The organism is Streptomyces sp. NPDC041968, assembly GCF_055589025.1.
This window is the reverse complement of record NZ_JBVJCB010000004.1, coordinates 440,684-464,471: the sequence shown is the minus strand read 5'-3', so window position 1 is coordinate 464,471 and position 23,788 is coordinate 440,684. Positions and strand designations below refer to the sequence as shown.

General features: G+C 72.9%; 21 protein-coding genes. 7 read left to right on the top strand and 14 right to left on the bottom strand.

The features are described 5' to 3' along the window. Positions 1-4 precede the first annotated feature (4 nt). The 4 genes from ACZ6EG_RS13090 (at position 5) to pssA (ending at position 3,388) form a co-directional block, all read left to right on the top strand. Entirely contained in the window at positions 5-517 is a 513-nt protein-coding gene (locus tag ACZ6EG_RS13090) for a MaoC family dehydratase (protein WP_356607024.1), read from the top strand. Beyond that, positions 518-1,723 carry an acyl-CoA dehydrogenase family protein gene (locus ACZ6EG_RS13085; RefSeq protein ID WP_356607026.1) on the top strand — a complete coding sequence of 402 codons (1,206 nt, stop codon included), beginning with the start codon at positions 518-520 and terminating at the stop codon, positions 1,721-1,723. Between the two features lie 170 nt (positions 1,724-1,893). After that, a complete protein-coding gene (locus ACZ6EG_RS13080) occupies positions 1,894-2,550 on the top strand; it encodes a phosphatidylserine decarboxylase (protein WP_053139373.1) in 657 nt (218 codons plus the stop codon). A gap of 22 nt (positions 2,551-2,572) precedes the next feature. Further along, a complete protein-coding gene (pssA, locus tag ACZ6EG_RS13075; protein WP_356607565.1) occupies positions 2,573-3,388 on the top strand; it encodes a CDP-diacylglycerol--serine O-phosphatidyltransferase in 816 nt (271 codons plus the stop codon). 115 nt (positions 3,389-3,503) lie between these two features. On the opposite strand, the gene ACZ6EG_RS13070 is transcribed toward pssA, so the two are convergent. Beyond that, complete coding sequence (locus ACZ6EG_RS13070) at positions 3,504-4,628, bottom strand: glycerate kinase (protein ID WP_469604341.1); 1,125 nt, start codon at positions 4,626-4,628, stop codon at positions 3,504-3,506. A gap of 178 nt (positions 4,629-4,806) precedes the next feature. Between ACZ6EG_RS13070 and ACZ6EG_RS13065 the strand changes: the two genes are divergently transcribed. Together ACZ6EG_RS13065 and ACZ6EG_RS13060 are read left to right on the top strand one after the other, a co-directional pair. After that, positions 4,807-5,301 carry an NUDIX domain-containing protein gene (locus tag ACZ6EG_RS13065; RefSeq protein WP_469604166.1) on the top strand — a complete coding sequence of 165 codons (495 nt, stop codon included), beginning with the start codon at positions 4,807-4,809 and terminating at the stop codon, positions 5,299-5,301. A 40-nt stretch (positions 5,302-5,341) separates the two neighbouring features. Further along, the gene (locus ACZ6EG_RS13060) at positions 5,342-6,091 is read left to right on the top strand and encodes an SIR2 family NAD-dependent protein deacylase (RefSeq protein ID WP_469604163.1); all 750 of its coding nucleotides are present in this window, start codon (positions 5,342-5,344) and stop codon (positions 6,089-6,091) included. A gap of 31 nt (positions 6,092-6,122) precedes the next feature. Here the strand turns inward: ACZ6EG_RS13060 and ACZ6EG_RS13055 are convergent, their stop codons facing one another. The 3 genes from ACZ6EG_RS13055 to ACZ6EG_RS13045 are packed head-to-tail and all read right to left on the bottom strand — an operon-like array spanning position 6,123 to position 10,149. Further along, a complete protein-coding gene (locus ACZ6EG_RS13055) occupies positions 6,123-6,605 on the bottom strand; it encodes a methylated-DNA--[protein]-cysteine S-methyltransferase (protein ID WP_391968379.1) in 483 nt (160 codons plus the stop codon). A gap of 27 nt (positions 6,606-6,632) precedes the next feature. Continuing rightward, positions 6,633-8,168, bottom strand: coding sequence for an AlkA N-terminal domain-containing protein (locus tag ACZ6EG_RS13050; protein WP_391968380.1), 1,536 nt, complete (start codon positions 8,166-8,168; stop codon positions 6,633-6,635). Positions 8,169-8,223: 55 nt separating this feature from the next. Continuing rightward, positions 8,224-10,149, bottom strand: coding sequence for a heavy metal translocating P-type ATPase (locus tag ACZ6EG_RS13045; RefSeq protein WP_391968381.1), 1,926 nt, complete (start codon positions 10,147-10,149; stop codon positions 8,224-8,226). 57 nt (positions 10,150-10,206) lie between these two features. Between ACZ6EG_RS13045 and ACZ6EG_RS13040 the strand changes: the two genes are divergently transcribed. Then, positions 10,207-10,569, top strand: coding sequence for an ArsR/SmtB family transcription factor (locus ACZ6EG_RS13040; protein WP_391968382.1), 363 nt, complete (start codon positions 10,207-10,209; stop codon positions 10,567-10,569). On the opposite strand, the gene ACZ6EG_RS13035 is transcribed toward ACZ6EG_RS13040, so the two are convergent. The 10 genes from ACZ6EG_RS13035 to ACZ6EG_RS12990 all read right to left on the bottom strand — a co-directional run bounded on the left by ACZ6EG_RS13035 (position 10,550) and on the right by ACZ6EG_RS12990 (position 23,752). Continuing rightward, a complete protein-coding gene (locus ACZ6EG_RS13035; protein WP_391968383.1) occupies positions 10,550-11,428 on the bottom strand; it encodes a DUF72 domain-containing protein in 879 nt (292 codons plus the stop codon). The two genes, ACZ6EG_RS13040 and ACZ6EG_RS13035, sit on opposite strands and share 20 nt — an antisense overlap. Before the next feature lie 31 nt (positions 11,429-11,459). Next, positions 11,460-15,377: a glycoside hydrolase family 2 TIM barrel-domain containing protein gene (locus ACZ6EG_RS13030; RefSeq protein WP_469604157.1), complete on the bottom strand. Its 3,918-nt coding sequence runs from the start codon at positions 15,375-15,377 to the stop codon at positions 11,460-11,462. 214 nt (positions 15,378-15,591) lie between these two features. Next, complete coding sequence (locus ACZ6EG_RS13025) at positions 15,592-16,251, bottom strand: ABC transporter ATP-binding protein (RefSeq protein WP_391968385.1); 660 nt, start codon at positions 16,249-16,251, stop codon at positions 15,592-15,594. Further along, on the bottom strand, positions 16,244-17,230 hold the full coding sequence (locus ACZ6EG_RS13020; protein WP_391968386.1) for an ABC transporter ATP-binding protein: 987 nt from the start codon (positions 17,228-17,230) through the stop codon (positions 16,244-16,246). The genes ACZ6EG_RS13025 and ACZ6EG_RS13020 overlap by 8 nt, the downstream gene beginning before the upstream one ends. Continuing rightward, positions 17,227-18,120: an ABC transporter permease gene (locus ACZ6EG_RS13015; protein WP_391968387.1), complete on the bottom strand. Its 894-nt coding sequence runs from the start codon at positions 18,118-18,120 to the stop codon at positions 17,227-17,229. The genes ACZ6EG_RS13020 and ACZ6EG_RS13015 overlap by 4 nt, the downstream gene beginning before the upstream one ends. 5 nt (positions 18,121-18,125) lie before the next feature. Further along, a complete protein-coding gene (locus tag ACZ6EG_RS13010; RefSeq protein WP_391968388.1) occupies positions 18,126-19,094 on the bottom strand; it encodes an ABC transporter permease in 969 nt (322 codons plus the stop codon). 32 nt (positions 19,095-19,126) lie between these two features. Beyond that, complete coding sequence (locus ACZ6EG_RS13005) at positions 19,127-20,725, bottom strand: ABC transporter substrate-binding protein (RefSeq protein WP_469604152.1); 1,599 nt, start codon at positions 20,723-20,725, stop codon at positions 19,127-19,129. 136 nt (positions 20,726-20,861) lie between these two features. Continuing rightward, positions 20,862-21,371, bottom strand: a complete 510-nt coding sequence (locus ACZ6EG_RS13000; protein WP_391968390.1) for an O-acetyl-ADP-ribose deacetylase — start codon at positions 21,369-21,371, stop codon at positions 20,862-20,864. Beyond that, entirely contained in the window at positions 21,368-22,777 is a 1,410-nt protein-coding gene (locus ACZ6EG_RS12995; protein ID WP_469604148.1) for a phytoene desaturase family protein, read from the bottom strand. The genes ACZ6EG_RS13000 and ACZ6EG_RS12995 overlap by 4 nt, the downstream gene beginning before the upstream one ends. Before the next feature lie 129 nt (positions 22,778-22,906). Next, the gene (locus ACZ6EG_RS12990) at positions 22,907-23,752 is read right to left on the bottom strand and encodes an inositol monophosphatase family protein (protein ID WP_469604145.1); all 846 of its coding nucleotides are present in this window, start codon (positions 23,750-23,752) and stop codon (positions 22,907-22,909) included. Positions 23,753-23,788 lie beyond the last annotated feature (36 nt).

Sequence of the window (23,788 nt, the reverse complement as noted above, 5' to 3'; positions counted from 1 at the left end):
AGCCATGCAGTTCGGACGCACCTACGAGGAGTTCGAGGTCGGGGCGACCTACAAGCACTGGCCGGGCAAGACGGTCACGGAGTACGACGACCACCTGTTCTGCCTGCTCACCATGAACCACCACCCGCTCCACATGGACAGCAACTACGCCGAGAGCACGACGGACTTCGGCAAGAACGTGGTGGTCGGCAACTACGTGTACTCGCTCCTGCTCGGCATGTCCGTCCCGGACGTCTCCGGCAAGGCCATCGCCAACCTGGAGATCGAGTCGCTCAGGCACGTGGCGCCGACCTTCCACGGCGACACGATCTACGGCGAGACGACCGTGCTGGACAAGTGGCCGTCGAAGTCGAAGAACGACCGCGGCATCGTGCACGTGGAGACCAAGGGCTACAAGCAGGACGGCACGCTCGTCTGCGTCTTCCGCCGCAAGGTGATGGTGCCCACCGAGACGTACATCAAGGAGCGCGGCGGCGAGCAGCCCGGCCGGCCCGAGCTGAAGGAACAGGGGAAGTAGATGAGCCGCCTCGCCCAGACCCACGGCCTCACGGACATCCAGCGGGAGATCCTCTCCACCGTCCGCGACTTCGTGGACAAGGAGATCATCCCGGTCGCCACCGAGCTGGAGCACCGCGACGAGTACCCGCAGGACATCGTGGACGGGCTCAAGGAGCTGGGCCTGTTCGGCCTGATGATCCCGGAGGAGTACGGGGGCCTGGGCGAGTCGCTGCTCACCTACGCGCTGTGCGTGGAGGAGATCGCCCGCGGCTGGATGTCGGTCTCCGGCATCATCAACACGCACTTCATCGTGGCGTACATGCTCAAGCAGCACGGCACGCGGGAGCAGAAGGACCACTTCCTGCCGCGCATGGCCGCGGGCGACATCCGAGGCGCCTTCTCGATGTCGGAGCCGGCGCTGGGCTCCGACGTGTCGGCGATCTCCTCCAAGGCGGTGAAGGACGGCGAGGAGTACGTCCTGAACGGCCAGAAGATGTGGCTCACGAACGGCGGAACGTCGTCCCTGGTGGCCGTTCTGGTGAAAAGTGACGAGGGTCACCCCGACGGCACGGCGCCGCACAAGTCGATGACGACCTTCCTGGTGGAGAAGGAGCCCGGTTTCGGCGAGGTGCGGCCGGGGCTGACCATTCCCGGCAAGATCGACAAGATGGGCTACAAGGGGGTCGACACCACCGAGCTCATCATGGACGGCCTGCGCGTTCCCGCCGATCGGGTGCTCGGCGGGGTCACCGGACGAGGTTTTTACCAAATGATGGACGGCGTCGAAGTGGGTCGCGTCAATGTGGCGGCACGTGGTTGCGGCGTCGCTCAGCGTGCCTTCGAACTCGGCGTCCGGTACGCCCAGCAGCGTCACACTTTCGGCAAGCAGATCGCCCAGCACCAGGCCATTCAGTTCAAGCTCGCGGAGATGGCTACCAAGGTGGAGGCGGCGCATGCGATGATGGTGAACGCTGCACGCAAAAAGGATTCGGGCGAACGAAACGACCTGGAAGCGGGGATGGCCAAGTACCTCGCCTCCGAATACTGCAAGGAGGTCGTCGAGGACGCCTTCCGGATCCACGGCGGGTACGGCTTCTCCAAGGAGTACGAGATCGAGCGCCTCTACCGCGAGGCCCCGATGCTCCTCATCGGTGAAGGCACCGCCGAGATCCAGAAAATGATCATCGGCCGCCGACTGCTCGAAGAGTATCGATTCCAGGGTTAGATGTCCGGATACGGGGTGTTTTCTTGGAGAAGAAGGTCACACCCCGTAGGCACCGTTCGGCCGCCGACTCGGCTTCCTGGCTTACCCAGTTGCGGCGGGAAGCCGCTACGATCGCCGGAAAGCCGCCGTCCCCCGTCAGTGTGCGGCATCATCCGCTACGAAGGTCATCCATGCCCCACAGCCAAACCTCTGCATCTCGCGACAGCCTGGCCGGCGTACGCCTCGCGCGCGGAGCATCGCCGTGGCTTCTGCCGACCGTCGCCACCGCAGCCGTCAGCCTCCTGCGCGCCCGCCGTTCCGGCGCCGCCAAGGCCGTCGCCGTCCCCGCCACCGCGCTCGCGGCGGGGATGCTGTGGTTCTTCCGCGACCCCGAGCGCGAGATCACCCAGGGCCGGGTCATCTCGCCCGCCGACGGTGTGGTGCAGAGCATCATGCCGTGGAAGGACGGCCGCACCCGCGTCGCGATCTTCATGAGCCCGCTCAACGTCCACGTCAACCGCGCGCCCCTGTCGGGCACGGTGACGTCCGTCGAGCACGTGCCGGGCGGCTTCGTTCCCGCTTTCAACAAGGAGAGCGAGAACAACGAGCGCGTCGTGTGGCACTTCGACACCGAGCTCGGCGACATCGAGATGATCCAGATCGCCGGCGCGGTGGCCCGTCGCATCGTCCCGTACGTGCCGCAGGGCACCAAGGTCGAGCAGGGTGACCGGGTCGGCCTGATCCGCTTCGGCTCCCGCGTCGACCTGTACCTGCCGGAGGGCGTGGAGGTCGCGGTCGAGGTGGGGCAGAAGACGGTGGCTGGGGTGACTCGCATTGACCGTGGTTGATCCGCAGACCCAGGCCGGCTGGGTGCCCGAGGCCGACGAGGCGGACGACGAGGAGGAGATGCCCCTCTCGCTCCGCCTGTCGATAGCGGACACCCTCACCCTCGGCAACGCCACGTGCGGCTTCATGGCGGTGTACTTCACCACCACCGGCATCCTGATCCCGCACCTCATGGGCAGCGACGAGTCGGGCATGGCCCGGCACAGCGCGGCCACGGCGGTCATCCTGATGCTGTGCGCGGCGATCTTCGACCTGTTCGACGGCCTGGTGGCGCGCAAGCTGCGCAGCTCCCCGATGGGCGCCGAGCTGGACAACCTCTCCGACCTGATCAGCTTCGGGCTGGCCCCGGCGTACTTCGTCCTCGTCTACGGCATGGTCGCGGACGACGCCTACCAGCGCGTGGCGGCGGTGGGGGCGATCGTGGTGCTGCTGGCCGTGGTGCTGAGACTCGCCCGGTTCTCCTGCGTCACCGTGAAGGACGGCACCTTCCAGGGCATGCCGTCGCCGTTCGGGGCGCTGACGGTGGTGTCGATCGTGCTGCTGGAGCTGCCCTTCGTGGCAACGCTGCTCGCGATCATCGGTACCGCCTGGCTGATGGTGAGCCGGGTCGAGTACCCGAAGCCGCGGGGACGGCTGGCGGTGGCGATGCTGTCGTGGATCGTGCTGTCGATGGGGCTGCTGGCCGCATGGGCCTTCGACGCGCCGAGCGGGCAGCTGCTCCTCCAGACGGGGTGTGCGCTGCAGCTGGTGATGGGCGCGGTGATCCCGCTCTTCGCCACGGCCCGCAGGGTGAACAACTTCCGTGACAACCGGCGGGAGGCGCGCGCGGCACAGCCGTAGCGGCAGCGCTGACGCGGAAGGGCCCCTGACCCGGGTGGGTCAGGGGCCCTTCCGTCTGTGTGTACCCGGCGCGGTGTGGGCCGGGGCCGGGACGGCGGAGACGGCGGAGGCGGACTCAGCTCAGGAAGTCCCGGGCGATGCCCTCGGCCACCCGTTCCAGGATCGGCCCCGCCTCGGCGATGCACTTCCGCACGTCCGGCTCGACGTCCGTCAGCGGGTAGGCCCGCCGGATGCCGGCCCGCCCCAGTACCTCGGGTGCCAGCGCGAGGCGCCCGCACACCGCGACGACCTCCTTGTTCGCGGCCCGCGCCGCCGCGGCGACGCCGGCCGGGGCCTTGCCGTGCAGGGTCTGCTCGTCCAGCGAGCCCTCGCCCGTGATCACCAGGTCGGCCCGCTCCAGCGCCGGCGCGAAGCCGAGCACGTCCAGCATCACCTCGATGCCGGGCCGGAACCGCGCCCCGAGCAGCATCGCGCCGAAGCCGATCCCGCCGGCCGCGCCGGCACCCGGTGAGGCGGCGTACTCGGCGGCCCGCGCGCCCACGGTCTCCGTCTGCTCCAGCACCTTCGCGAAGTGCGCGAGGGCCGCGTCCAGGGCCTCGACGTCCTCGGGTGAGGCGCCCTTCTGCGGGCCGTAGACCGCGGGGGCGCCCTTCGACCCGGTCAGCGGGTTGTCGACGTCGCTCGCGAGCACCAGCTCGACGTCGGCCAGCCGCGGGTCCAGGTCCGACAGGTCGGCCGAGGCAAGGTCGGCGAGGCCGCCCCCGCCCGGCGCGACCGGCGCCCCGTCCCGGTCCGTGAACCGCGCGCCCAGCGCCGCCAGCATGCCGGCGCCGCCGTCGGTGGTCGCGCTGCCGCCGACGCCGAACACGATCGTCCGCGCCCCCGCGTCCAGCGCGACCCGCAGCAGCTCGCCGGAGCCGAACGTGGACGCCGTAAGGGGCGCGAGGACATCCTCCGGAAGCCGCTGGAGGCCACTGGCCTCGGCCATCTCCACGACCGCGGTGTCACCGCGCAGCGCGAACGCGGCCGTCACCTCGTCACCGAGGGGCCCGGCGACCCGTACCTCCCGGCGCTCGAACCCGGCCGCGACCGCGGCGGCCACGGTGCCGTCGCCGCCGTCGGCCACGGGCAGCGCCTCGACCTCGAGGTCCGGCACGACACGGCGCAGTCCGGCCGTCACCCGCTCGGCGACCTCCACGGCCGTCAGCGAGCCCTTGAACTTGTCCGCGGCGACGAGCACCCGGCGGGCCCCGTCTCCTGCAGCGTCAGCCACCTTGCTCTCCCCTTGCTCTCCGAGCCTTGCGCACGTCAAGGCAGTCGCGCCGCTGCGACCATAACCGGAGGATGGCCACGCCGTCATGCCCTGCCCGCACCCTGGACCGGCCGGGAGGGGGCCGGCGGCTCGCTACGCTTTCGGGATGACCACTGCTGACTACGCCGCCTACATCGCCGGGCTGCCCCGCGTCCTGGCCGGCGCCGCCGCCCTCTTCCGCGACGCCGAGGGCCAGGTGCTGCTCGTCGAGCCCAACTACCGTGAGGGATGGGTGCTGCCCGGCGGCACGATCGAGTCGGAGGACGGGGAGGCGCCGCGGCAGGGCGCGTGGCGGGAGACCGTCGAGGAGATCGGGCTGGACGTCCGGCTCGGCCGGCTGCTCGCGGTGGACTGGGTGCGCGGGACGGGCCGCCCGCCGATCGTCGCCTACCTCTACGACGGCGGGGTCCTGACCGAGGACGACCTCAAGGCGATCCGGTTGCAGGAGGAGGAACTGCTGTCCTGGCGGCTGGTAGCCCGCGAGGAACTGGGCGAGTACCTGCTCGGGCCCCTGCACGGCCGGGTCCTGGCCGCGCTGGACGTCCTCGCGGACGGCTCCGGGACGGCCGAGCTGGAGAACGGCGTCCGCGTCGACCGATAACCGTTCGCCGCCCGCACCCCCGCGTCCTACCCTCGACCGCATGACCAGCAAGCCCCTCGTCGCCCTGCTGAGCGGTGCCGGTGTCTCGACGGACTCCGGCATCCCCGACTACCGCGGGCCGAACGGGCTGTGGCGGCGCGATCCGGAGGCCGAGAAGCTCGTCACGTACGAGTACTACATGGGCGACCCGGAGATCAGGCGGCGCTCCTGGCGGATGCGCCGGGAGACCGGGGCGCTGGGGGCCGAGCCGAACGCCGCGCACCGCGCGGTGGCGGAGCTGGAGCGCTCCGGGGTGCCGGTCCGGGTGATCACGCAGAACGTGGACGGCCTGCACCAGCTGGCCGGGGTCCCCGCCCGCAAGGTCCTCGAACTGCACGGCAGCGCACGCAGCTGCGTGTGCACCGCCTGCCACGCCCGAGGGCCGATGGACGACGCGCTCGCCCGGGTCGACGCCGGTGAGGACGACCCGCCGTGCCGGGAGTGCGGCGGCATCCTGAAACCGGCGACCGTGATGTTCGGCGAGCGGCTCGACCCGGTGGTGCTCGGCGAGGCGGCCGCCATCAGCAAGGCGTGCCAGGTGTTCATCGCGGTCGGCAGCAGCCTCCAGGTGCAGCCCGCCGCCGGACTGGCCGGCGTGGCCGCCGACCACGGCGCCCGCCTGGTCATCGTCAACGCCGAACCGACCCCGTACGACGACCTCGCCGACGAGGTCGTCCGGGAACCGATCGGGACCGCCCTGCCCGAGCTGCTGCGCGGGCTGGTGTCCGGGAGCGACGGAGCGGGTGGGTGAGGGCGGGGACGCGGCAGCCGTTTTGGGGCCGCTAGAACAGCGCGGCGCCCCGTTCGAAGTCGAGCAGGCGCTGCTTGCGCTCCAGGCCGCCGCCGTAGCCGGTGAGACCGCCGCTCGCGCCGATGACGCGGTGGCAGGGGACGATGATGCCGATGGGGTTGCGGCCGTTGGCGAGGCCCACGGCGCGGGAGGCGGCCGCGTTGCCGAGGGCGGCGGCGAGTTCGCCGTAGGTGCGGGTCTCGCCGTAGGGGATGCGGCGGAGCTGGTCCCAGACCGTGCGCTGGAACGGGGTGCCGTTCAGCCTCAGGTCGAGGGTGAAGTCCGTCAGCTCGCCGGCGAAGTACGCCGTCAACTGCTCCTCCGCCTCGGCGAACGGTCCGTCGCCGGGCGCACCGAAGCTCTCCTCGGGCGGGCGGTGGCGCTGGTCGGTCATGTAGAGGCCGCACAGGGTGCCGTCCTCGGCGACGAGGGTGAGCGCGCCGTAAGGGCTGTCGATCACGGTGTGCTGTTTCACGGGACTCCTCGCAGGGGGTTCACACGGTCACACGGGCAGGAAGTTGATCGGGTGGCTGTCGGTCGCCCACAGGTACTGGACGGCGTACGCCCGCCAGGGTCGCCAGGCCGCCGCGCGGGCGGTGAGCGCCGCCGGTGTGGAGGGCAGGCCCAGCTCCCCCGCGGCGCGGCGGACGCCGAGGTCGGTGGGGAGGAAGGCGTCGGGGTCGCCGAGGGCGCGCATGGCGATGACGTCGGCCGTCCAGGGGCCGAAGCCGGGCAGGGCGAGGAGCCGGGCCCGGGTCTCGGCCCAGTCGGTCTCGACGCCGAGGCGGAGTGAGCCGTCGGCCAGTCGGGAGACGAGGGTGGTCAGCGTCGTGCGGCGGGTGCTGGGCATCGCCAGGGTCTGCGGGTCCACCTCCGCCAGTGCCTCCGGTGACGGGAAGAGGTGGGTCAGGCCGCCCTCGGGATCGTCGACCGGGTCGCCGTGTGCCGTGACCAGGCGGGCGGCGTGGGTGCGGGCGGCGGCGGTGGAGACCTGCTGGCCGAGCACGGCCCGCACGGCGAACTCCGCCTCGTCGACCGTGCGCGGCACGCGCCGGCCGGGCGCCTTGTCGACGAGCGGTGCGAGCAGCGGGTCCGCGCGCAGCTGGTCGTCGACGGCCACGGGGTCGGCGTCCAGGTCGAGCAGGCGGCGGCAGCGGCTGATCGCGACGGTCAGGTCGCGCAGGTCGCCGAGGGTGAGGCGGCAGGCGATGTGGTCGGGGCGGGGGGCGAGCGCGACGATGCCGTGACCGTACGGGAGGCGCAGGGTGCGGCGGTAGGCGCCGATGGGGGTACCTCCCACGCCCTCAAGGCTGTGGGGGAGCCACTCCTCCACGCCGGGTACGGCGGTGGCGGCGAGGTGCCCGAAGAGGTTGTCGGGGTGGAACGGGGTGCGGAACGGGAGGCGCAGGGAGAGGGTGCCGGGGGCGGTGGCGGTGGCCTGGGCGGCGGGGGCCGGGCGGTTCTTCGGGACGCGGCTGCGCAGCTCGCTCGGGGAGAGCGCGAAGACCTCGCGGACCGTGTCGTTGAAGGTGCGGACGGAGGAGAAGCCGGCCGCGAAGGCGACGTCCGCCATCGGCAGCGGGGTCGTCTCGATGAGCAGCCGGGCGGTCTGGGCGCGCTGGGCGCGGGCCAGCGCGAGCGGTCCGGCGCCCAGCTCGGCCAGGAGCTGGCGTTCGACCTGCCGGGTGCTGTAGCCGAGCCGCGCGGCGAGACCGGGAACGCCCTCGCGGTCCACGACGCCGTCGGCGATCAGCCGCATCGCGCGGGCGGTGAGGTCGGCGCGCAGGTTCCACTCCGGGGAGCCGGGGCTGGTGTCCGGGCGGCAGCGCTTGCACGCCCGGAACCCGGCCTGCTGGCAGGCCGCCGCGCTCGGGTGGAAGACCATGTTCTCGGGCTTGGGCGGCACCACCGGGCAGCTGGGCCGGCAGTAGATGCGGGTCGTCAGGACGGCCGTGAAGAACCAGCCGTCGAACCGTGCGTCCTTCGACCGTACGGCGCGCACGCAGCGCTCGGTGTCGGTGTGCATTCCCGTCTGCATGCGTCCAGGATGGCCCGCCGGCCCCGTGCGGGCTGGCGGGAATCCGACACGGACGTCACGCTTCCTGGGCCGGTCCGGATCGCCACGCCGACTCGCGCAGCAGCCGCAGCCCGTTGAGACCGACCAGCACGGTCGAGCCCTCGTGTCCGGCGACGCCCAGGGGCAGCGGGAGATGCCCGATCAGGTCCCACAGGACGAGGACGGTGATGCACGTGCCCGCGATGACCAGGTTCTGGACGACCAGCCCGCGGGCGCGCCGGGACAGCCGGACGACGGCGGGAACCGCCGTCAGCTCGTCGCGCACGACGACCGCGTCCGCGGTCTCCAGTGCCAGGTCGGAACCGGCCCGGCCCATGGCGAGTCCCGCGTGCGCGGCGGCCAGCGCGGGGGCGTCGTTGACGCCGTCGCCGACGAAGAGCACCTTGCGGCCCGCCCGCTCCCGTTCCCGTACGGCCTCGACCTTGTCCTCGGGCAGCAGGTCCGCGCGGACGTCGGTGATGCCGGTCGCGGCGGCCACGCGGGCGGCGGCGGGGGCGTTGTCGCCGGTGAGCAGGGTGGGGGCGGTGCCGGTGAGGGCGGTCAGCGCGGCGGTGGCCGCGGCGGCGTCGGCGCGCAGCCGGTCGGTGAGGGCGAGGGTGCCGACCGGGGTGCCGTCGCGGGTGACCTGGACGGTGGTCTCGGCGCCCTCGGGGGCCTCGGCCCGGCCGACGTGCACGGTGCGGCCCCCGACCACGGCCGTCACGCCCCGTCCCGGGGTCGCCGTGAAGTCCGCGGCGGGCGCGAGGGGCAGGTTCCGGGCGCGGGCGGCGGCCACGATCGCGCGGGCCAGCGGGTGCTCGCTGGGGTGCTCGGCGGCGGCGGCGAGCGCGAGGAGGGCGTCCTCGTCGAGCCCGGAGCCGGGCAGCGGGCGTACGGCGGTCACCTCGGGGGTGCCCTCGGTGAGGGTGCCGGTCTTGTCGAGGGCGGTGGTGTCGATCTCGCCGAGGCGTTCCATGGCGACCGCCGACTTCACCAGGACGCCGTGCCGGCCCGCGTTGGCGATGGCGGACAGCAGGGGCGGCATCGTCGCGAGGACCACCGCGCAGGGCGAGGCGACGATCATGAAGGTCATGGCGCGCAGCAGGGCGTCCGTGAGGTCGGCGCCGAAGGCGAGCGGGATGCCGAAGACCGCGAGGGTGGCGACGACCACGCCGACCGCGTAGCGCTGTTCGATCTTCTCGATGAACAGCTGCGTCGGCGCCTTGGTGCGGGACGCCTCCTCGACCAGGGTGACGATCCGGGCGATCACCGAGTCGGCGGGGTCGCGGGCGACGCGGACGCGCAGCGCGCCGGTGCCGTTGAGGGTGCCGGCGAAGACGTCGTCGCCGGGGCGCTTGAGGACGGGGACGGACTCGCCGGTGATGGTGGCCTGGTCGACCTCGCCGGTGCCGTCGACGACCGGGCCGTCGGCGCCGATCCGCTCCCCCGGGCGGACCAGGATCAGGTCGCCGACGGCCAGCTCGGCGGTCGGGACGGTCTCCTCGCGGCCCGCGTCCAGGCGGGTGGCGGTGGTGGGCGCGAGGTCGAGCAGGCCGCGCACGGAGTCGGCGGTGCGGGCGGTGGCCAGGGCCTCCAGGGCGCCCGAGGTGGCGAAGATGACGATGAGCAGGGCGCCGTCGAGGACCTGCCCGATGGACGCCGCGCCGAGCGCCGCGACGATCATCAGCAGGTCGACGTCCAGGGTCTTCTCGCGCAGCGCCCGCAGGCCCTCCAGCGCGGGCTCCCAGCCGCCGGCGGCGTAGGCGAGGGCGTAGAGCGGGCCGTAGGTCCAGGCGGGGGCGGAGCCCAGGTCGAGCGGGAGCGCGGCGAGGAAGGCGAGGAGCGAGGCGAGCGCCCAGCGGGCCTCGGGCAGGGCGAGGACCCGGGTGCGTCGGCGGGGCGCCCGGTGGACGGACGCGGGGACCTTGGTGGGGGCGAGCGTGGTGGACACGCGCCACACCATACAGGAACAGATGAAGACTCATTCATGCATTCATGTGGGGTGAGTAGGATGAACCGCATGGGTCACGGAGCCGCCACCACCGCGCAGGACGCCACCGCACGCGTGCGGCTGGACGCGGACAACGTCGCGAAGGTCGCCACGACGCTCCAGGCCCTGTCCACGCCGTCCCGGCTGCTGATCCTGGCCCGCCTGCGCGAAGGCCCGCTGCCGGCCACCGAACTGGCGACGGAGGTCGGCATGGAGCAGTCGGCCTGCTCGCACCAGCTGCGGCTGCTGCGCAACCTGGGGCTCGTGGTGGGTGAGCGCCGGGGCAGGTCGGTGGTCTACGCGCTGCACGACCACCACGTCGCCGAACTCCTCGACCAGGCCGTGTTCCACGTGGAGCACCTGCGGCTGGGCCTCAGCGACGCGGCGGAGTGAGCAGCTCCCGCATGGTCTCGGCGGCGCGTACGGCGGCGTCCGCGCAGCAGTTGTTGAAGAGCACGTGCAGTTCGTCCGCCTGCCGGGCGGCGCGCCGCAGTCGGGGTGCCCAGGCGGCGAGTTCGGCGGCGGAGTAGTCGTACCGGAAGCGGTCCTCCTTGCTTCCCCTCCCCCACGCGCGGCTGCGCCCGTGGAAGCGGACGACGGCGAGGGCCGGCCGGGTGACCGGCGCGACGGGCGGCAGGGACACGGGCAGATCCTGGGCCATGTCGGTGCCGACCGCCGACGCGTCCAGCGCGGACAGCAGTACGTGGGTGGTGTCCGCCTGCCGCGGCGCCCACCACCCGGGGTGCCGGAACTCGACGGCGAGCGGCCAGCCCTCCGTGCGCCGGGCGCACGCTTCGAGCGTCGCCTCGGCCGGGGTACCGGGCGCGAACCACGGCGGGAACTGGAACAGCACGGTGCCGAGCCGCCCCGCCTTGCGCAGCGGCTCGACCGCCTCGGCGAAGCGGCCCCACACCTCGTCCAGCAGGCCCTTGTCCGCCTGTCCGCGCCGCAGCGCGTCGGGGCTGAGTCCTCTGAGGTCGGGAGGCATGGCCTCCACCCGGGTGGGGTGGCCCGTGAGCAGGGAGAAGGCCTTGACGTCGAAACGGAACCCCTCGGGCGTGCGCTCCACCCACAGCTCGGCGTTGCGCCGGCTCGGCAAGGCGTAGTACCCGGCGTCCACTTCGACGACGGGCAGCCGTGAGGCGTAGTGCCGCAGCCGCCCCTCGGCGTCCCGTCGCCCGCGCGGATACCAGCCGCTCGCCACGAGCTGACGGTCCGTCCAGGAACACGCTCCCACCAGTACGTCACCCATGGGAGCCCGGGTACCCCGGGCTCCCGGGCCTCTAATCGGTCGCCGTGGGCCGGCGCGAGGCGGCCATCGCCTCCCGCACGTCCGTCAACGGGCGCAGCCGGTAGGTGTAGGAGTAGTCCCGGTCGGCGAACAGCTTGAACTCGTCGTGCGTGTGCGCGCCCCAGCTGTTGTCACCGCCGACCCCCATCTGACGGTGGTTCAGCCGCAGCACGACGGCGTCCCGCGGGGTGAGCTGGTAGTCGTGCCGCACCCCCGCCGACAGGTCCTCCGGCGTGAAGTGGGACGCGTTGGCCTCCAGCAGGGGCTCGCCCGAGGCGAGCAGGCCGACGCCGTGGCGGTCGGTGAGGGCGATCCAGCGGACGTCGGTCTTGTTTCCGTTCTCCTGCGGCCGGATGTACGGCGTCCACTGCTCGGCGACGGTCCCGGAGTACAGGCCGACATCGGTGCCGGTGTTGCGGTCCCAGTGGTTCTCCTCGGGGCCGCGGCCGTAGTAGTGCAGCCGGTCCAGGCCGCGCGGCAGGAACAGCAGGGTGCCGACCTCCGGGATGTACGGCAGGTTCGCGGCGCCCGGACGCAGGGTGTTGTCGACCTTGATCTCGCCGTTGCCGAACACCGTGTACGTGGTGGTGTACGTCGACTCGACGGTGGTGGGCAGGGTACCGGTGACCTCGATCACGACGGCCCGCTCGCCCAGGGCGCGCACGGTGACGTCCGTGACCTCGCGCCGGGCGCCGGCGTCGCGCCAGGTCTGGTTGCGGGTGTGCTGGCCGTTGCCGTGGTCGTTGTCGGTGGGCGCGCGCCAGAAGTTGGGCACGGGCCCGGAGGTGATCAGCCGCCTGCCCTTCGCCTCGTACGAGGAGAGGGTGCCGGAGCGCTTGTCGACGGTCACCGAGAAGCCCCGGCCGTCGACCGTGACCTCCTCGTCGCCGTCCTGGTGGCGCAGGGCCGGCACCCGGCCCAGGGGCACGGGGGTCACGGCGCGGACGTCCACGTCCAGGGCCAGTTGCGCCCGGGCGACCTCGAAGCCCGCCTTCGCCCAGGGCGTGGCCTCCTTGGTGGTGAAGGACAGCTGGAGGAAGTACTCGGTGCCGGGCTCCGGGTCGTCCGGCAGTCTCACGGGCACGGTGATGTCCTTGCGGGACAGCGGCGGCACGTCCAGTTGCCGGCGTGTGAGCCGCCCGCGCCGCACCACCTGGCCGTCGGCGACGAGTTCCCAGTGGCCGTCGAACTCGCGCAGGTGGGTGAACAGGTACTCGTTGACGAGCGTGACCGAGCCCGCCTCCCCGGCCCGCGGTTCGACGCCGACGGCCTGGTAGACCCGTTTGACCTCGGCGGCCTTGCCGGTGTGGCCGCGGTCGGCGAGGACGACGCCGTCGGCGACGAAGCAGCCGTCGTTGGGGTTGTCGCCCCAGTCGCCGCCGAAGGCGAAGAAGGTCTTCTCCTTCGGCCGCTTCCGCTCGACCCCCACGGTCCGCGCGTCGAACCAGAACCGCACCCCGTCGTCACCGGGGCCGCGGTCGTCGTCGGCCAGTTCGGCGGCGGTGAGGGCGCGGGCGTGGACGCGGGCGCGGTGGATGGTGCCGCTGAACTCGCGGACCTGGTTGTCGGCGTCGGTGGCGAGGGCCAGGGAGGCGGTGTTGTTGGTGGGCCTGCGGTCGGTGGTGCGGGTCGCCCGCCGCTCGCCGTCCACGTACAGGGTGAGGGAGCCGGCCTCCGCGTCGAAGACGCCCGCGATGTGGTGCTCGCGGCCGGTCCAGTCCTCCGGCACCGTCCAGGTGGCGGTGATCCACTGACCGCCGGAGTGGATGAAGAACTCCAGCGTCCGGTTGTTCTGCTTCAGCGCGTACTGGGTGTCGCCCTTGGTGAGGATCGGCTGGTGGTAGCCGGTCACGTCCGGGGTGACCCAGGCCTCCAGGGTGAGCGAGCCGGTGAGGTCGAGGCCCTCGTCGCGGGCGAAGACGGTGCCGCCGGACAGGCCCTTGCCGGGCTCGAAGGTCCCCGAGGCGCCGAGGATCTCGCCGCGCAGCCCGGCGGGCCCGGTCTCGGTCAGCAGGGTGCGCTCCGGGACCGGCCAGGTCAGCGCCTGGTCGACGAAGTCCCAGATCCAGCCGCCCTGGAGCACGTCGTGGGCGCGGACGACGTCCCAGTACTTCTTGAAGTTGCCGGTGGAGTTCCCCATCGAGTGGGCGTACTCGATCATCACGTACGGGCGGGTGTCCGAGGTGTCCTTCGCCCGCTGCTCGACGCGTTGCGGGGTGTCGTACATCTCGGAGCGGATGTCGCTGATGCCGGGGCGGTCGTCGCCCTCGTACTGGATGACGCGGGTGGGGTCGTAGGAGCGGATCCAGTCGTGCATGGCGGTGAAGGTGCTGCCGCCGCCGGCCTCGTTGCCGAGCGACCAGATGACGACGGAGGGGTGGTTCTTGTCGCGGTGCACCATGTTCTGGGCACGGGCCACGCAGGCCTCGGTCCACTCGGGGTGGTCGCCGGGGTACTCCTCGCGGATGCCGTGCGTCTCCAGGTTGGTCTCGTCGACGAGGTAGAGGCCGTACTCGTCGGCGAGTTCGTACCAGAGCGGGTTGTTCGGGTAGTGCGAGGTGCGGACGCTGTTCATGTTGAGCTGCTTGATGATCCTGATGTCCTGGACCAGGTCGTCGCGGCTGAGGGCGGTGCCCCGGTCCGGGTGCATCTCGTGCCGGTTGGTGCCGCGGAAGGAGACGGGCCGGCCGTTGATGCGCATCAGACCGTCCTTGAGCGCGAACTCGCGGAAGCCGACCCGGTGGGACAAGGTCTCCACGACCTTCCCCGCGGGGTCCCGCAGGCGCAGGACGGCGGTGTAGAGGTACGGGTGCTCGGCCGACCACAGCCGGGGCTCGGGTACGGCCTTCGCGGCCCGTACGGTGACGTCCTGGCCGGCGCCGACGGTGCCGAGGTCGGCGGACTGCTGGAGCGGGCGGGACCAGACGGCGTGGCCGCGGGCGTCGTAGAGCTGGGTCTCCACGGTGTACCGGCCGGCCGCGGTGGGCCCGTCCCCGTACGCCCGCACGCTCGCGGTGACCGCCAGCTCGGCGTCCGTGTACGTGTCGTCCAGCGGGGTCTCCAGCTTGAAGTCGCGCAGGTGCACGGCGGGCGTGGAGTAGAGGTGGACCGAGCGGAAGATGCCGCTCAGCCGGATCATGTCCTGGTCCTCCAGCCAGTCGCCGTCGGCGTAGCGGTAGACCTCGACGGCGATCTGGTTGGTGCCGGGCTTCAGGTGGTCGGTGATGTCGTACTCGGAGGGCGTGTAGGAGTCCTCGTCGTAACCGACCAGTTCACCGTTGATCCACACGTAGTGGGCGGACTTGACGCCCTCGAAGTGGAGGAAGGTGCGGCGGCCGTCCCAGTCGCGGGGGACGGTGAAGGTGCGCCGGTACTGGCCGACCGGGTTGTAGCGGGTCGGCGCGGTGGGCGGCTGCGGGTCCTCGCCGCGGCCGTTGGGGCCCCAGTACGGGTACGTGATGTTCAGGTAGATCGGGAAGTCGTGGCCGTGCAGCTGCCACACGGACGGCACCGGGACGGTCTCCCAGTCGCCGTCGTCGGTGTCGGTGCGGTGGAAGTCGACGTCCCGGTCCTCGGGGCGGTCGGCGTAGGCGAACTTCCAGGTGCCGTCGAGGCTCAGCCGGTACGGCGAGCGGGTGCGGTCTCCGGTGAGGGCCGCTCTCACGTCCGGGTAGGGCATGAGCGTGGTGTGCGGCGGTTCGGTGCCGAGTCGGAAGACACCGAAGTCCTGCCACTGCGGGGACTCGTCGGCCGGCGCCCGGCGGCCGGCCGCGTGGGCCGCGACGGGCGGGGCGGACAGGGCGAGCGCGCCGAGGACGGCGGCGCCGCCCTCCAGGAGGCGTCGGCGGCTGACGAGCGGCCGGGGGCGGGGGGCCGGGAGTGCGGCGGGTGACACGGGCGAGTGCGGCATGACCGTGGCCTTCCGTGGGCTTCGGGGGCGGCTCAACGCTCGGTGCTGTGGCAGCAGTTGACGTGGGGGTGCTGCACAACTGCCGGTGACGCGGCGACTACTGGGTCAGGCACACCCTAGGACCCGAACACAACCGAATCAATTACCCCATCGGACTTTGTTGGTTCCTGGTGGACGGTGGCCGCTCCCGTGCCCTCGGCGGGCGGGAAAGCGGTCAGGAGCGCGTCAAGGTGGCCCATTCGACGGTGCGGTCGCACCAGCGGTCGAGGAGGACGCGGTCGTGGCCGACGGCCAGCAGGCCCGCGCCGGTGGCGGCGCGGTAGTCCTCCACCACCCGGACCAGGGCGGCGGTGGTCGAGGCGTCGAGCATCGCCGTCATCTCGTCGCACACCAGCCAGCGCGGGCGCAGCACCAGCGCGCGGGCGAGGCAGGCGCGCTGCAGCTGGCCGTCGCTGACCTCGTGCGGACGCCTGCTCAGCAGGTCGGTGGTCAGTCCCACGGTGGCGGCCAGTTCACGGACCCGGTCGGTGGTCCCCGTCCGGCGGCCGGTGGCGCGCAAGGGCTCGGCGATCAGGTCGGTGAGCGCCAGCCGGGGGTCGGCGGAGAGCCGGGCCTGCTGGAAGACGACGCCGAAGGCGGTGCGCTGCTCACGCGGGGCGCGGTGGCGCCAGCGCCGTACGGGGGTGCCGTCGACCACGAGGGTGCCGGCGTCGGGGTGGTGCAGCAGGGCCGCCACGCGGGCGAGGGTCGACTTGCCGCAGCCGCTCGGGCCGAGCAGGCCGACGGCCTCCCCGGGCGCGACCGACAGGGAGATCCCCCGGATCACGGGCGTGTTCCTGTCGTACCCGGCGGTGATGTCGCTCAGTTCAAGCACGGTCGGCGGCCTCCGTGAGCACGGCGTGCGGGTGGTGGCAGGCGACCGTGCCGGCCAGCGACGGGAGCGTGGCGCAGGAGTCGGTGGCCCGCTCGCAGCGGACCGCGAAGGCGCAGCCGTCCGGGAGGGCGCCGAGTTCGGGCGGCAGCCCGGGGATCGGGGTGAAGGCCCGCTCGGGCAGGGCGTCCAGCAGGCCGCGGCTGTAGGGGTGGCGGGGTCCGGGGGTGCCGAAGAAGTCGTCGGCGTCGGCAAGTTCGACGATGCGGCCCGCGTACATGACGGCGATCCGGTCGGCGATGCGCTCGGCGGCGGCCAGGTCGTGGGTGATCATCAGCAGCGCCCGCCCCTCGTCGCCCGTCCCGTCGTCGACATGGCGTCGCAGCTCGTCGACGGTCCGGTCCACCAGGTCCCGGTCGAGTCCGGTGGTCGGCTCGTCGGCGAGCAGCAGCGGGGCCTCGCCGACCAGGGCGAGGGCGGTGGCGGCACGCTGGGCGAGACCGCCGGAGAGTTCGTGCGGGTGGTGGTCGAGGTGGTCCGGGGGGAAGGCGGCGCGTTCGGCGGCGGCCTCCGCGGCCGCGCGCAGCGCCGCTCGGCCGCGGACCGCGGTGAGGTGCGCGACGGTCTCCTCCAGTTGGGAGCGGATCGTACGGACCGGGGTGAGGTGGGCGGCCGGGCTCTGCGGCACCAGGCCGATCAGCCGGCCCCGTACGGTGCGCGCGAAGGTCCGCTCGTCGGCGGTGAGCAGGTCCAGTTCGCCGAGGAGCGCGCTGCCCGCGATCCGCGCGTTGCCGGGCAGCAGGCCGAGCAGGGCGGAGGCGAGGACGGACTTCCCGCAGCCGCTCTCGCCGATCAGGGCCAGGCACTCGCCGGCCGCCACGTCGAAGTGGGCGTCGGTGACGGCGGCGACGCTCCGCCCGCCCGGCATCAGGAAGCGCACCGACAGACCGCGTACCGACAGCACGGGGGCTCGCTCGGTCACAGCATCAGCTCCGATCGGCGGCGGGGGTTGATCCGCTCCCGCCAGGCACCCGCGAGACCGGCGACGGCGAGGGTGGGGACGATGATGAACAGGCCCGGGAAGAGGGTGGGCCACCAGTGCCCGGCGAGCAGTGATCCCCGCGCCTCCTGGATCAGGTTGCCGAGGCTCGCGGTGTGGGTGGGCAGCCCGAGCCCCAGGAAGGACAGCGCGGACTCGTGCCACATGGCGTGCGGCACCATCAGTACGGCGGCCAGCGCTGCCTGCGGCAGCACGCCCGGCAGCAGGTGCCGTACGGCCACCCGCCACCGGGAGGCGCCGCCGGAGACGGCCGCGTCGACGTAGGGGCGCGACCGCAGGGACAGCACCTCGGCGCGCACGATGCGCGCGGTGGACAGCCAGTGGGTGAGCGCGACGGAGACCACCACCGGCCAGACGCCCGGCCGGAACATGGCGACGATGAAGATGCCGAGCAGCAGGTGGGGCACGGAGGCGATGGTGTCGACGACCCGCATCACGCCGCGGTCGACCCAGCCGCCCAGCGCTCCGGCGGTGGCGCCCACTGCGGTGCCGACCACGGTCGCCGTCAGGGCCGCCGCCACTCCGACGAGCAGCGAGACACGCAGCCCGTAGACGCAGCGCAGCAGCAGGTCGCGGCCGACGTCGTCGGTGCCGAACGGGTGGGCCCAGCTGGGCGCCCGCAGTTTCGCGGCGAGGTCGACGGCCTGTTGGTCGAGCTGGACCAGTGGCGGCACGAGCAGCACCGCGAGGACGGTCACGGCCAGCAGCACTGCGGAGGTGCGCAGGCGCAGGGTGCGGGTGGAGCGGCGGTCGGCGCCGTGGGAGCGCCACACGGTGGGCCGCGCCGTCTTCTCGGCTGTGATCTCAGCCATGGGACTCACATATCACTGAGCTTCACCCTCGGGTCGAAGAGTCCGTAGAGCAGGTCGGCGAGCAGGTTGCCGGCGAGTACGGCGGCGGTGGCGAGGGTGGTGAGGGCGGCCAGCAGCGGGAAGTCGACGGCGGTGGCCGCCTCGACGGTGGCCGCGGCGATGCCCGGCCAGCTGAAGACGGTCTCCACCAGCAGGGCGCCGGTGATGAGTTCGGGGACGCGGGAGCCGATCAGGGTGAGCACCGGCAGCAGTCCCGAGCGCAGTGCGTGTCCGAACAGGACGGTGCCCTCCCCGATGCCGCGGGCCCGTGCGCCGCGCACCGGGTCCTCGGCCAGGGCGTCACCGACCCCCTGGCGCACGTAGAGCGTGAACCAGGGCAGTTGGGAGACGGCGAGCACGCCCGCGGGCAGCACGATGTGGCTCGCGACCTGTCCGGGGGTGACCTGCTCGCTGGCGGTGTCCGTCAGCCCGCCGGCCGGCAGGACGTCCCACTGGAGGGCGAACAGCCACACGGCGAGCAGCGCGATCCAGAAGACCGGCGCCGCCTCCAGGGTGTACGCGACCGAGGTGACGGCCCGGTCCAGCATCGAGCCGGGGCGGCGGGCGGCCAGCACCCCGAGGAGCGTGCCGGTCAGCACGGCGACCGCGAAGGCGACGGCGCACAGCAGCGCGGACCACACGAGGCGTTCGCCGATCACCTCGGCGACCGGCTGGCGCATCACCCCGGAGTGGCCGAGGTCGCCGGTGAGCGCCGAGGTCAGCCAGTTCCACCAGCGCGCGACGAAGGACTGGTCGACACCGAGGTTGTCCCGCAGCCGGTCCAGGGTCTCCTGGTCGGCGCCGAGCGCGGCGGTGCCGGCGTACGCCTTGACGGGGTCGAACGGGGAGGCGGCGGCGATGGCGAAGACGCCGAAGGTGACGACGAGGACGACGGGGACGGCGAACAGCGCCCGTCGTCCCGCGAGGCGTGCCATCGGTTTCCAGGGCGGCCGCCGGGCGGACCGGTTCACTTCTTGGGCTGCCAGTCCTCGATGTTCCACCAGGGTCCGCTGGCGAAGCCGTGCTCGTGCGGCTCCAGCTGGGTGGTCAGGCCCTTCCAGCGGTCGGCGAGGACGTAGAGGTGGTCGATGTGGGTGAGGAAGGTGTAGCCGGGGTTCTCGACGAGGGCCTGCTGGATGTCGTCGTAGGCGGCCTCGCGCTTCTTCGGGTCCTGGGTGCGTCGCCCGGCGTCGAGTGCCTCGTCCACCGCCTTGCTGTCGTAGCCGGCCATGTTGTTGAAGCCGTCGTTGGCGAGGGAGGAGTGCAGCAGGGTGTAGAGGCCGAAGTCCGGGTCGCCGACGCTGCCGAAGCCCGCGAGGACGGCGTCGTGCTTCATCCGCGGCTCGATGACCTCCCAGGTGGCGCCCTCCACCTTCACCTCGATGCCGGCCTTCTTGGCGTCGGAGGCGTAGGCGAGCGCGTGGTCCTGGCGGACCTTGTCGCCCGAGGGGTAGTACAGGGTGAACGAGGCGCGCCGCCCGTCCTTGGCGCGGACCCCGCCGGGGCCGGCCTTCCAGCCCGCCTCGTCCAGGACGCGCCCGGCCTCGGCGAGGTCCCGCGGGCGCTCGATGCCGCGCGCGTACCAGGGGTCGTCGGCGGGCAGCGGCCCGTACGCGGGACGGCCCGCGCCGTCGAGGATCTTGTCGACCATGGCCCGGCGGTCCACCGCGAGGTCCAGTGCCCGTCGGACCGCCCGGTCGCCGGTGACCTCGCCCGCGGTGGGCAGGGTGACGGCCCGGAAGTCGTAGGACTTCGCCTCGTAGGTGCGGCGGCCGTCGTCGTCCTTGAAGGTGGCGGCGAGGTTGGGCGGCAGGACGGCGCCGTCGAGGTCGCCGGAGCGCAGGCGGGTGGCGCGCACGTTGTCGTCGGCGATGATCGCCGTGGTGAAGGTCTTCACCGCGGGCTCGCCGCCCCAGTAGTGCGGGTTGGCCTTGAAGGTGAGCTTCTCGCCCTTGCTCCAGTCGGCCAGCACGTACGGGCCGGTGCCGACCGGCTTGGTGTTGAAGGCGCCGGTGTTGGGGTTCTGCTTGCCCGCGACGTGCTCGGGGACGATGGGCAGCACCGTGCGGGCGGCGAAGGCCGCGTACGGGTACTTGAGCGTGAAGACGACGGTGCCGTCGCCGCTCGCGCGGACGTCCTCGACGGCGTCCAGTTCGCTGCGGGCGGTGTTGTTGGTCTTCGCGTCGAGGACGGTGCGGTACGTGTAGACCACGTCCTGGGCCGTCAGCGGCTCCCCGTCGCTGAACTTCACGCCCTCGCGCAGGGTGTACGTGTACGTCCGTCCGCCGTCGGTGATCTTCGGCAGCGCGGTCGCCAGGGCCGGCTTCAGCTCGAGGTCGGTGTCGCGGGCCAGCAGCCCGTCGAAGATCTTGGAGTTTCCGTCCTTGCCGTAGCCGAGCAGCGGGCTCAGGGTGTCCGGCTCCGAGGCCACGCCGATCACGACGGACTCGGCCGCCTTGGCGTCGCCGCCGGTACCGCCCCCGGGCGCGGAGCAGGCGCCGGCGCCCGCGGCGAACGCCGCCACCACGGCGGCACTTCGTATCGGACGGGTCCGACGGGTCGTCATGTCTCCCCCACGCTTGTCGTTGGTGCGGGGTTATTGCACATCAGTCGCAAGAGAAGCGTCAAGCCAGGTGGGAAAGCGTCCAGGGGGCGGGACGGCGTGGGACGGAGAAAGCGAGGGGGGGTGGCCCGAGGGCCGGTCAGCCGACCAGCGCGGCGAACGCCTCGTACGCCCGGTCGTCGAAGAGGACGAACCGTGCCTCCGCCACGGACGTGTCGGTGGCCCGGACCGTCTCGACGGCGATGCGGGCCGCGTCGTCGATCGGCCAGCGGTAGACGCCGGTGGAGATCGCGGGGAAGGCGACCGTGCGGGCGCCGAGTTCGTCGGCGACACGCAGGGACTCGCGGTAGCAGGAGGCGAGGAGCGCGGAGCGGTCCTCGGTCGTGCTGTGCACCGGGCCGACCGTGTGGATCACCCAGCGCGCGTCCAGGTCGCCCGCGGTGGTGGCGACCGCCCGGCCGGTGGGCAGCCCCTTGCCGAGGTGCCCCGCGCGCAGCCTGCGGCACTCGGCGAGGATCGCGGGGCCGCCGCGCCGGTGGATGGCGCCGTCGACGCCGCCGCCGCCGAGCAGTGAGCTGTTGGCGGCGTTGACGAGGGCGTCGGCGCTCTCGCGGGTGAGGTCGCCCCGGACGAGGGTGAGGGTGGTCATGTCTGCCGCAGCCTGCGCCAGACGGCCTTCGCCGCGTTGTGCCCCGACATGCCGTGCACGCCCGGGCCCGGCGGTGTGGCGGAGGAGCAGATGAAGACCGCCGGGTGCGGGGTGCCGTACGGGAACAGGGAAGGCTTGGGCCGCAGCATGATCTTGAGGCCGGAGATCGCGCCGGAGGCGATGTCGCCGCCGACGTAGTTGGCGTTGCGGGCGGCGAGTTCGGGCGGGCCCGCGGTGGCGCGGGCGAGGACGCGGTCGCGGAAGCCGGGGGCGAAGCGCTCCAGTTGGCGTTCGACGGCGTCCGTGAGGTCGCCGGTCCAGCCGTTGGGGACGTGCCCGTACGCCCAGAAGACGTGCTTGCCCTCCGGTGCCCGGGTGGGGTCGGCGACGCTGGGCTGCACGGTGATGAGGAACGGCGGGTCGGGTGCGCGGCCCTCCCGGGAGGCCGCGTTCAGCGCGGCGCCGATCTCCGCGCTGCTCGCGCCGACCTGCACGGTGCCCGCGGTGCGGGGTGCCTCGGCGGTCCAGGGGACGGGGCCGTCCAGCGCGTAGTCGAGCTTGAAGACGCCGGGGCCGTACCGGTAGCCGGCGTAGTGGTTCCCGAGGCCGACGATGCGGGCCAGGGCCGTGGGCGAGGTGTCGAAGACGTAGGCGCGGGCGGGCGGCAGGTCGTCGAGGCGCTTGACCTCGTAGTCGGTGTGGACGGTGCCGCCGAGGTCCTCGAGGTAGGCGGCGAGCGCGTCGGAGATGGCCTGGGAGCCGCCGCGGGCCACGGGCCAGCCGCGGGCGTGCGCGGCGAGGGCGAAGACCAGGCCTATGGCGCTGGTGGCGAAGCCGCTGAGGGGGGCCATGACGTGCGCGACGAGGCCGGCGATGAGGGTCTTGGCGCGGTCGTCCCGGAAGCGCCGCATCAGCCACGTCGACGGGGGCAGGCCGGCCAGTCCGAACCGGGCGAGGGTCACCGGGTCGCGGGGCAGTGCGGTGAGGGGCAGGGACATGAAGTCCCGGGCGAGGGTGTCCCACCGGGGGAGGAAGGGCTCGACCAGCCTGCGGTAGGCGCCGGCGTCACGCGCTCCGAAGGACGCGGCCGTCTCCCCGACCGACCGGGAGAGCACGGCGGCCGAGCCGTCCGGGAACGGGTGCGCCATGGGCAGCCCGGCGTGCAGCCACCGCAGCCCGTACCGCTCCAGGGGCAGGGCGCGGAAGGCGGGCGAGTTGATGCCGAGGGGGTGCGCGGCGGCGCACGGGTCGTGCCGGAAGCCGGGCAGCGTCAGCTCCTCGGTGCGCGCCCCGCCGCCGACGGTGTCCCGCGCCTCGAACACGGCCACCGAGAAACCGCGGCGGGCCAGCTCCACGGCAGCGGTCAGTCCGTTCGGTCCCGCACCCACCACGACCGCATCGAGCATCGACGGCACCTTCGGACTCCTTCGTCAGCCGATGGCCACTCGGGTCAGGATATGCCCGGGCTCCGACAGCCCGCGGTCAAGGGTGGGGCGGAGGGGGCGCGGCGGGACGGGCGGCGGAGCCGGAGGAGCTCAGGCCTCGCCCGACAGCAGTGCCACCACCCGCCGGGCGGTGGCCGCGTCGCGGGCCGCGGTGAACGGCAGCTCGTTGTCGCCCGTGACGCGGAAGGGCTCGCCGGTGCGGGTCAGGTGGGTGCCGCCCGCCTCCTCGACCAGGAGCAGGCCCGCGGCGTGGTCCCAGGCCGCCTCCCAGGAGAAGGCCGTGGCGTCGGACTCGCCACGCGCGACGGCGAGGTACTCCAGGCCGGCCGAGCCGCAGGCGCGGGGCGCCACACCCGGGGTGCGCAGGCCTGTCAGGGCGTGCTTCTGCTCGTCCGTCGTGTAGTCCGGGTGGGACGTGGCGACCCGCAGGTCGCGGCCGGGCTCGGGCGGACCGGCGTACAGCCGCTCGCCGTCCAGGAAGGCGCCCCGGCCCAGTACCGCCGTGGCGAGCCGGTCCAGGGCTGGGGCGTACGTCCACGAGGCGTGCACCACTCCGCGGTGGGCGAGCGCGACCAGCGTGCAGAAGCCCGGGTCGCCGTGCACGAACTGCCGCGTGCCGTCGACGGGGTCGACGATCCACACCGGCGCCTCGCCGCGTATCGCCTCGTAGGAGGCCGGATTGGCGTGCACGGCCTCCTCGCCGACCACGACCGAGCCCGGCAGCAGGGCGGCCAGGACCTCCGTGAGATACAGCTCGGCCTTGCGGTCCGCGTCCGTCACCAGGTCGTGCGGGCCGGTCTTCTGGTCCACCTCGTGGTCCGCCAGCCGGCGCCAGCGCGGCATGATCTCCTGGGCGGCCGCCTTGCGGACGGCCTCCTCCACGTCGTCGGCGTGCCGGGCGAGAAACTCGTCGATGGTTTCGTTGCTCTCGATCATGACTCCATGAGAGCACGCCCCACTGACAGCCCCCAC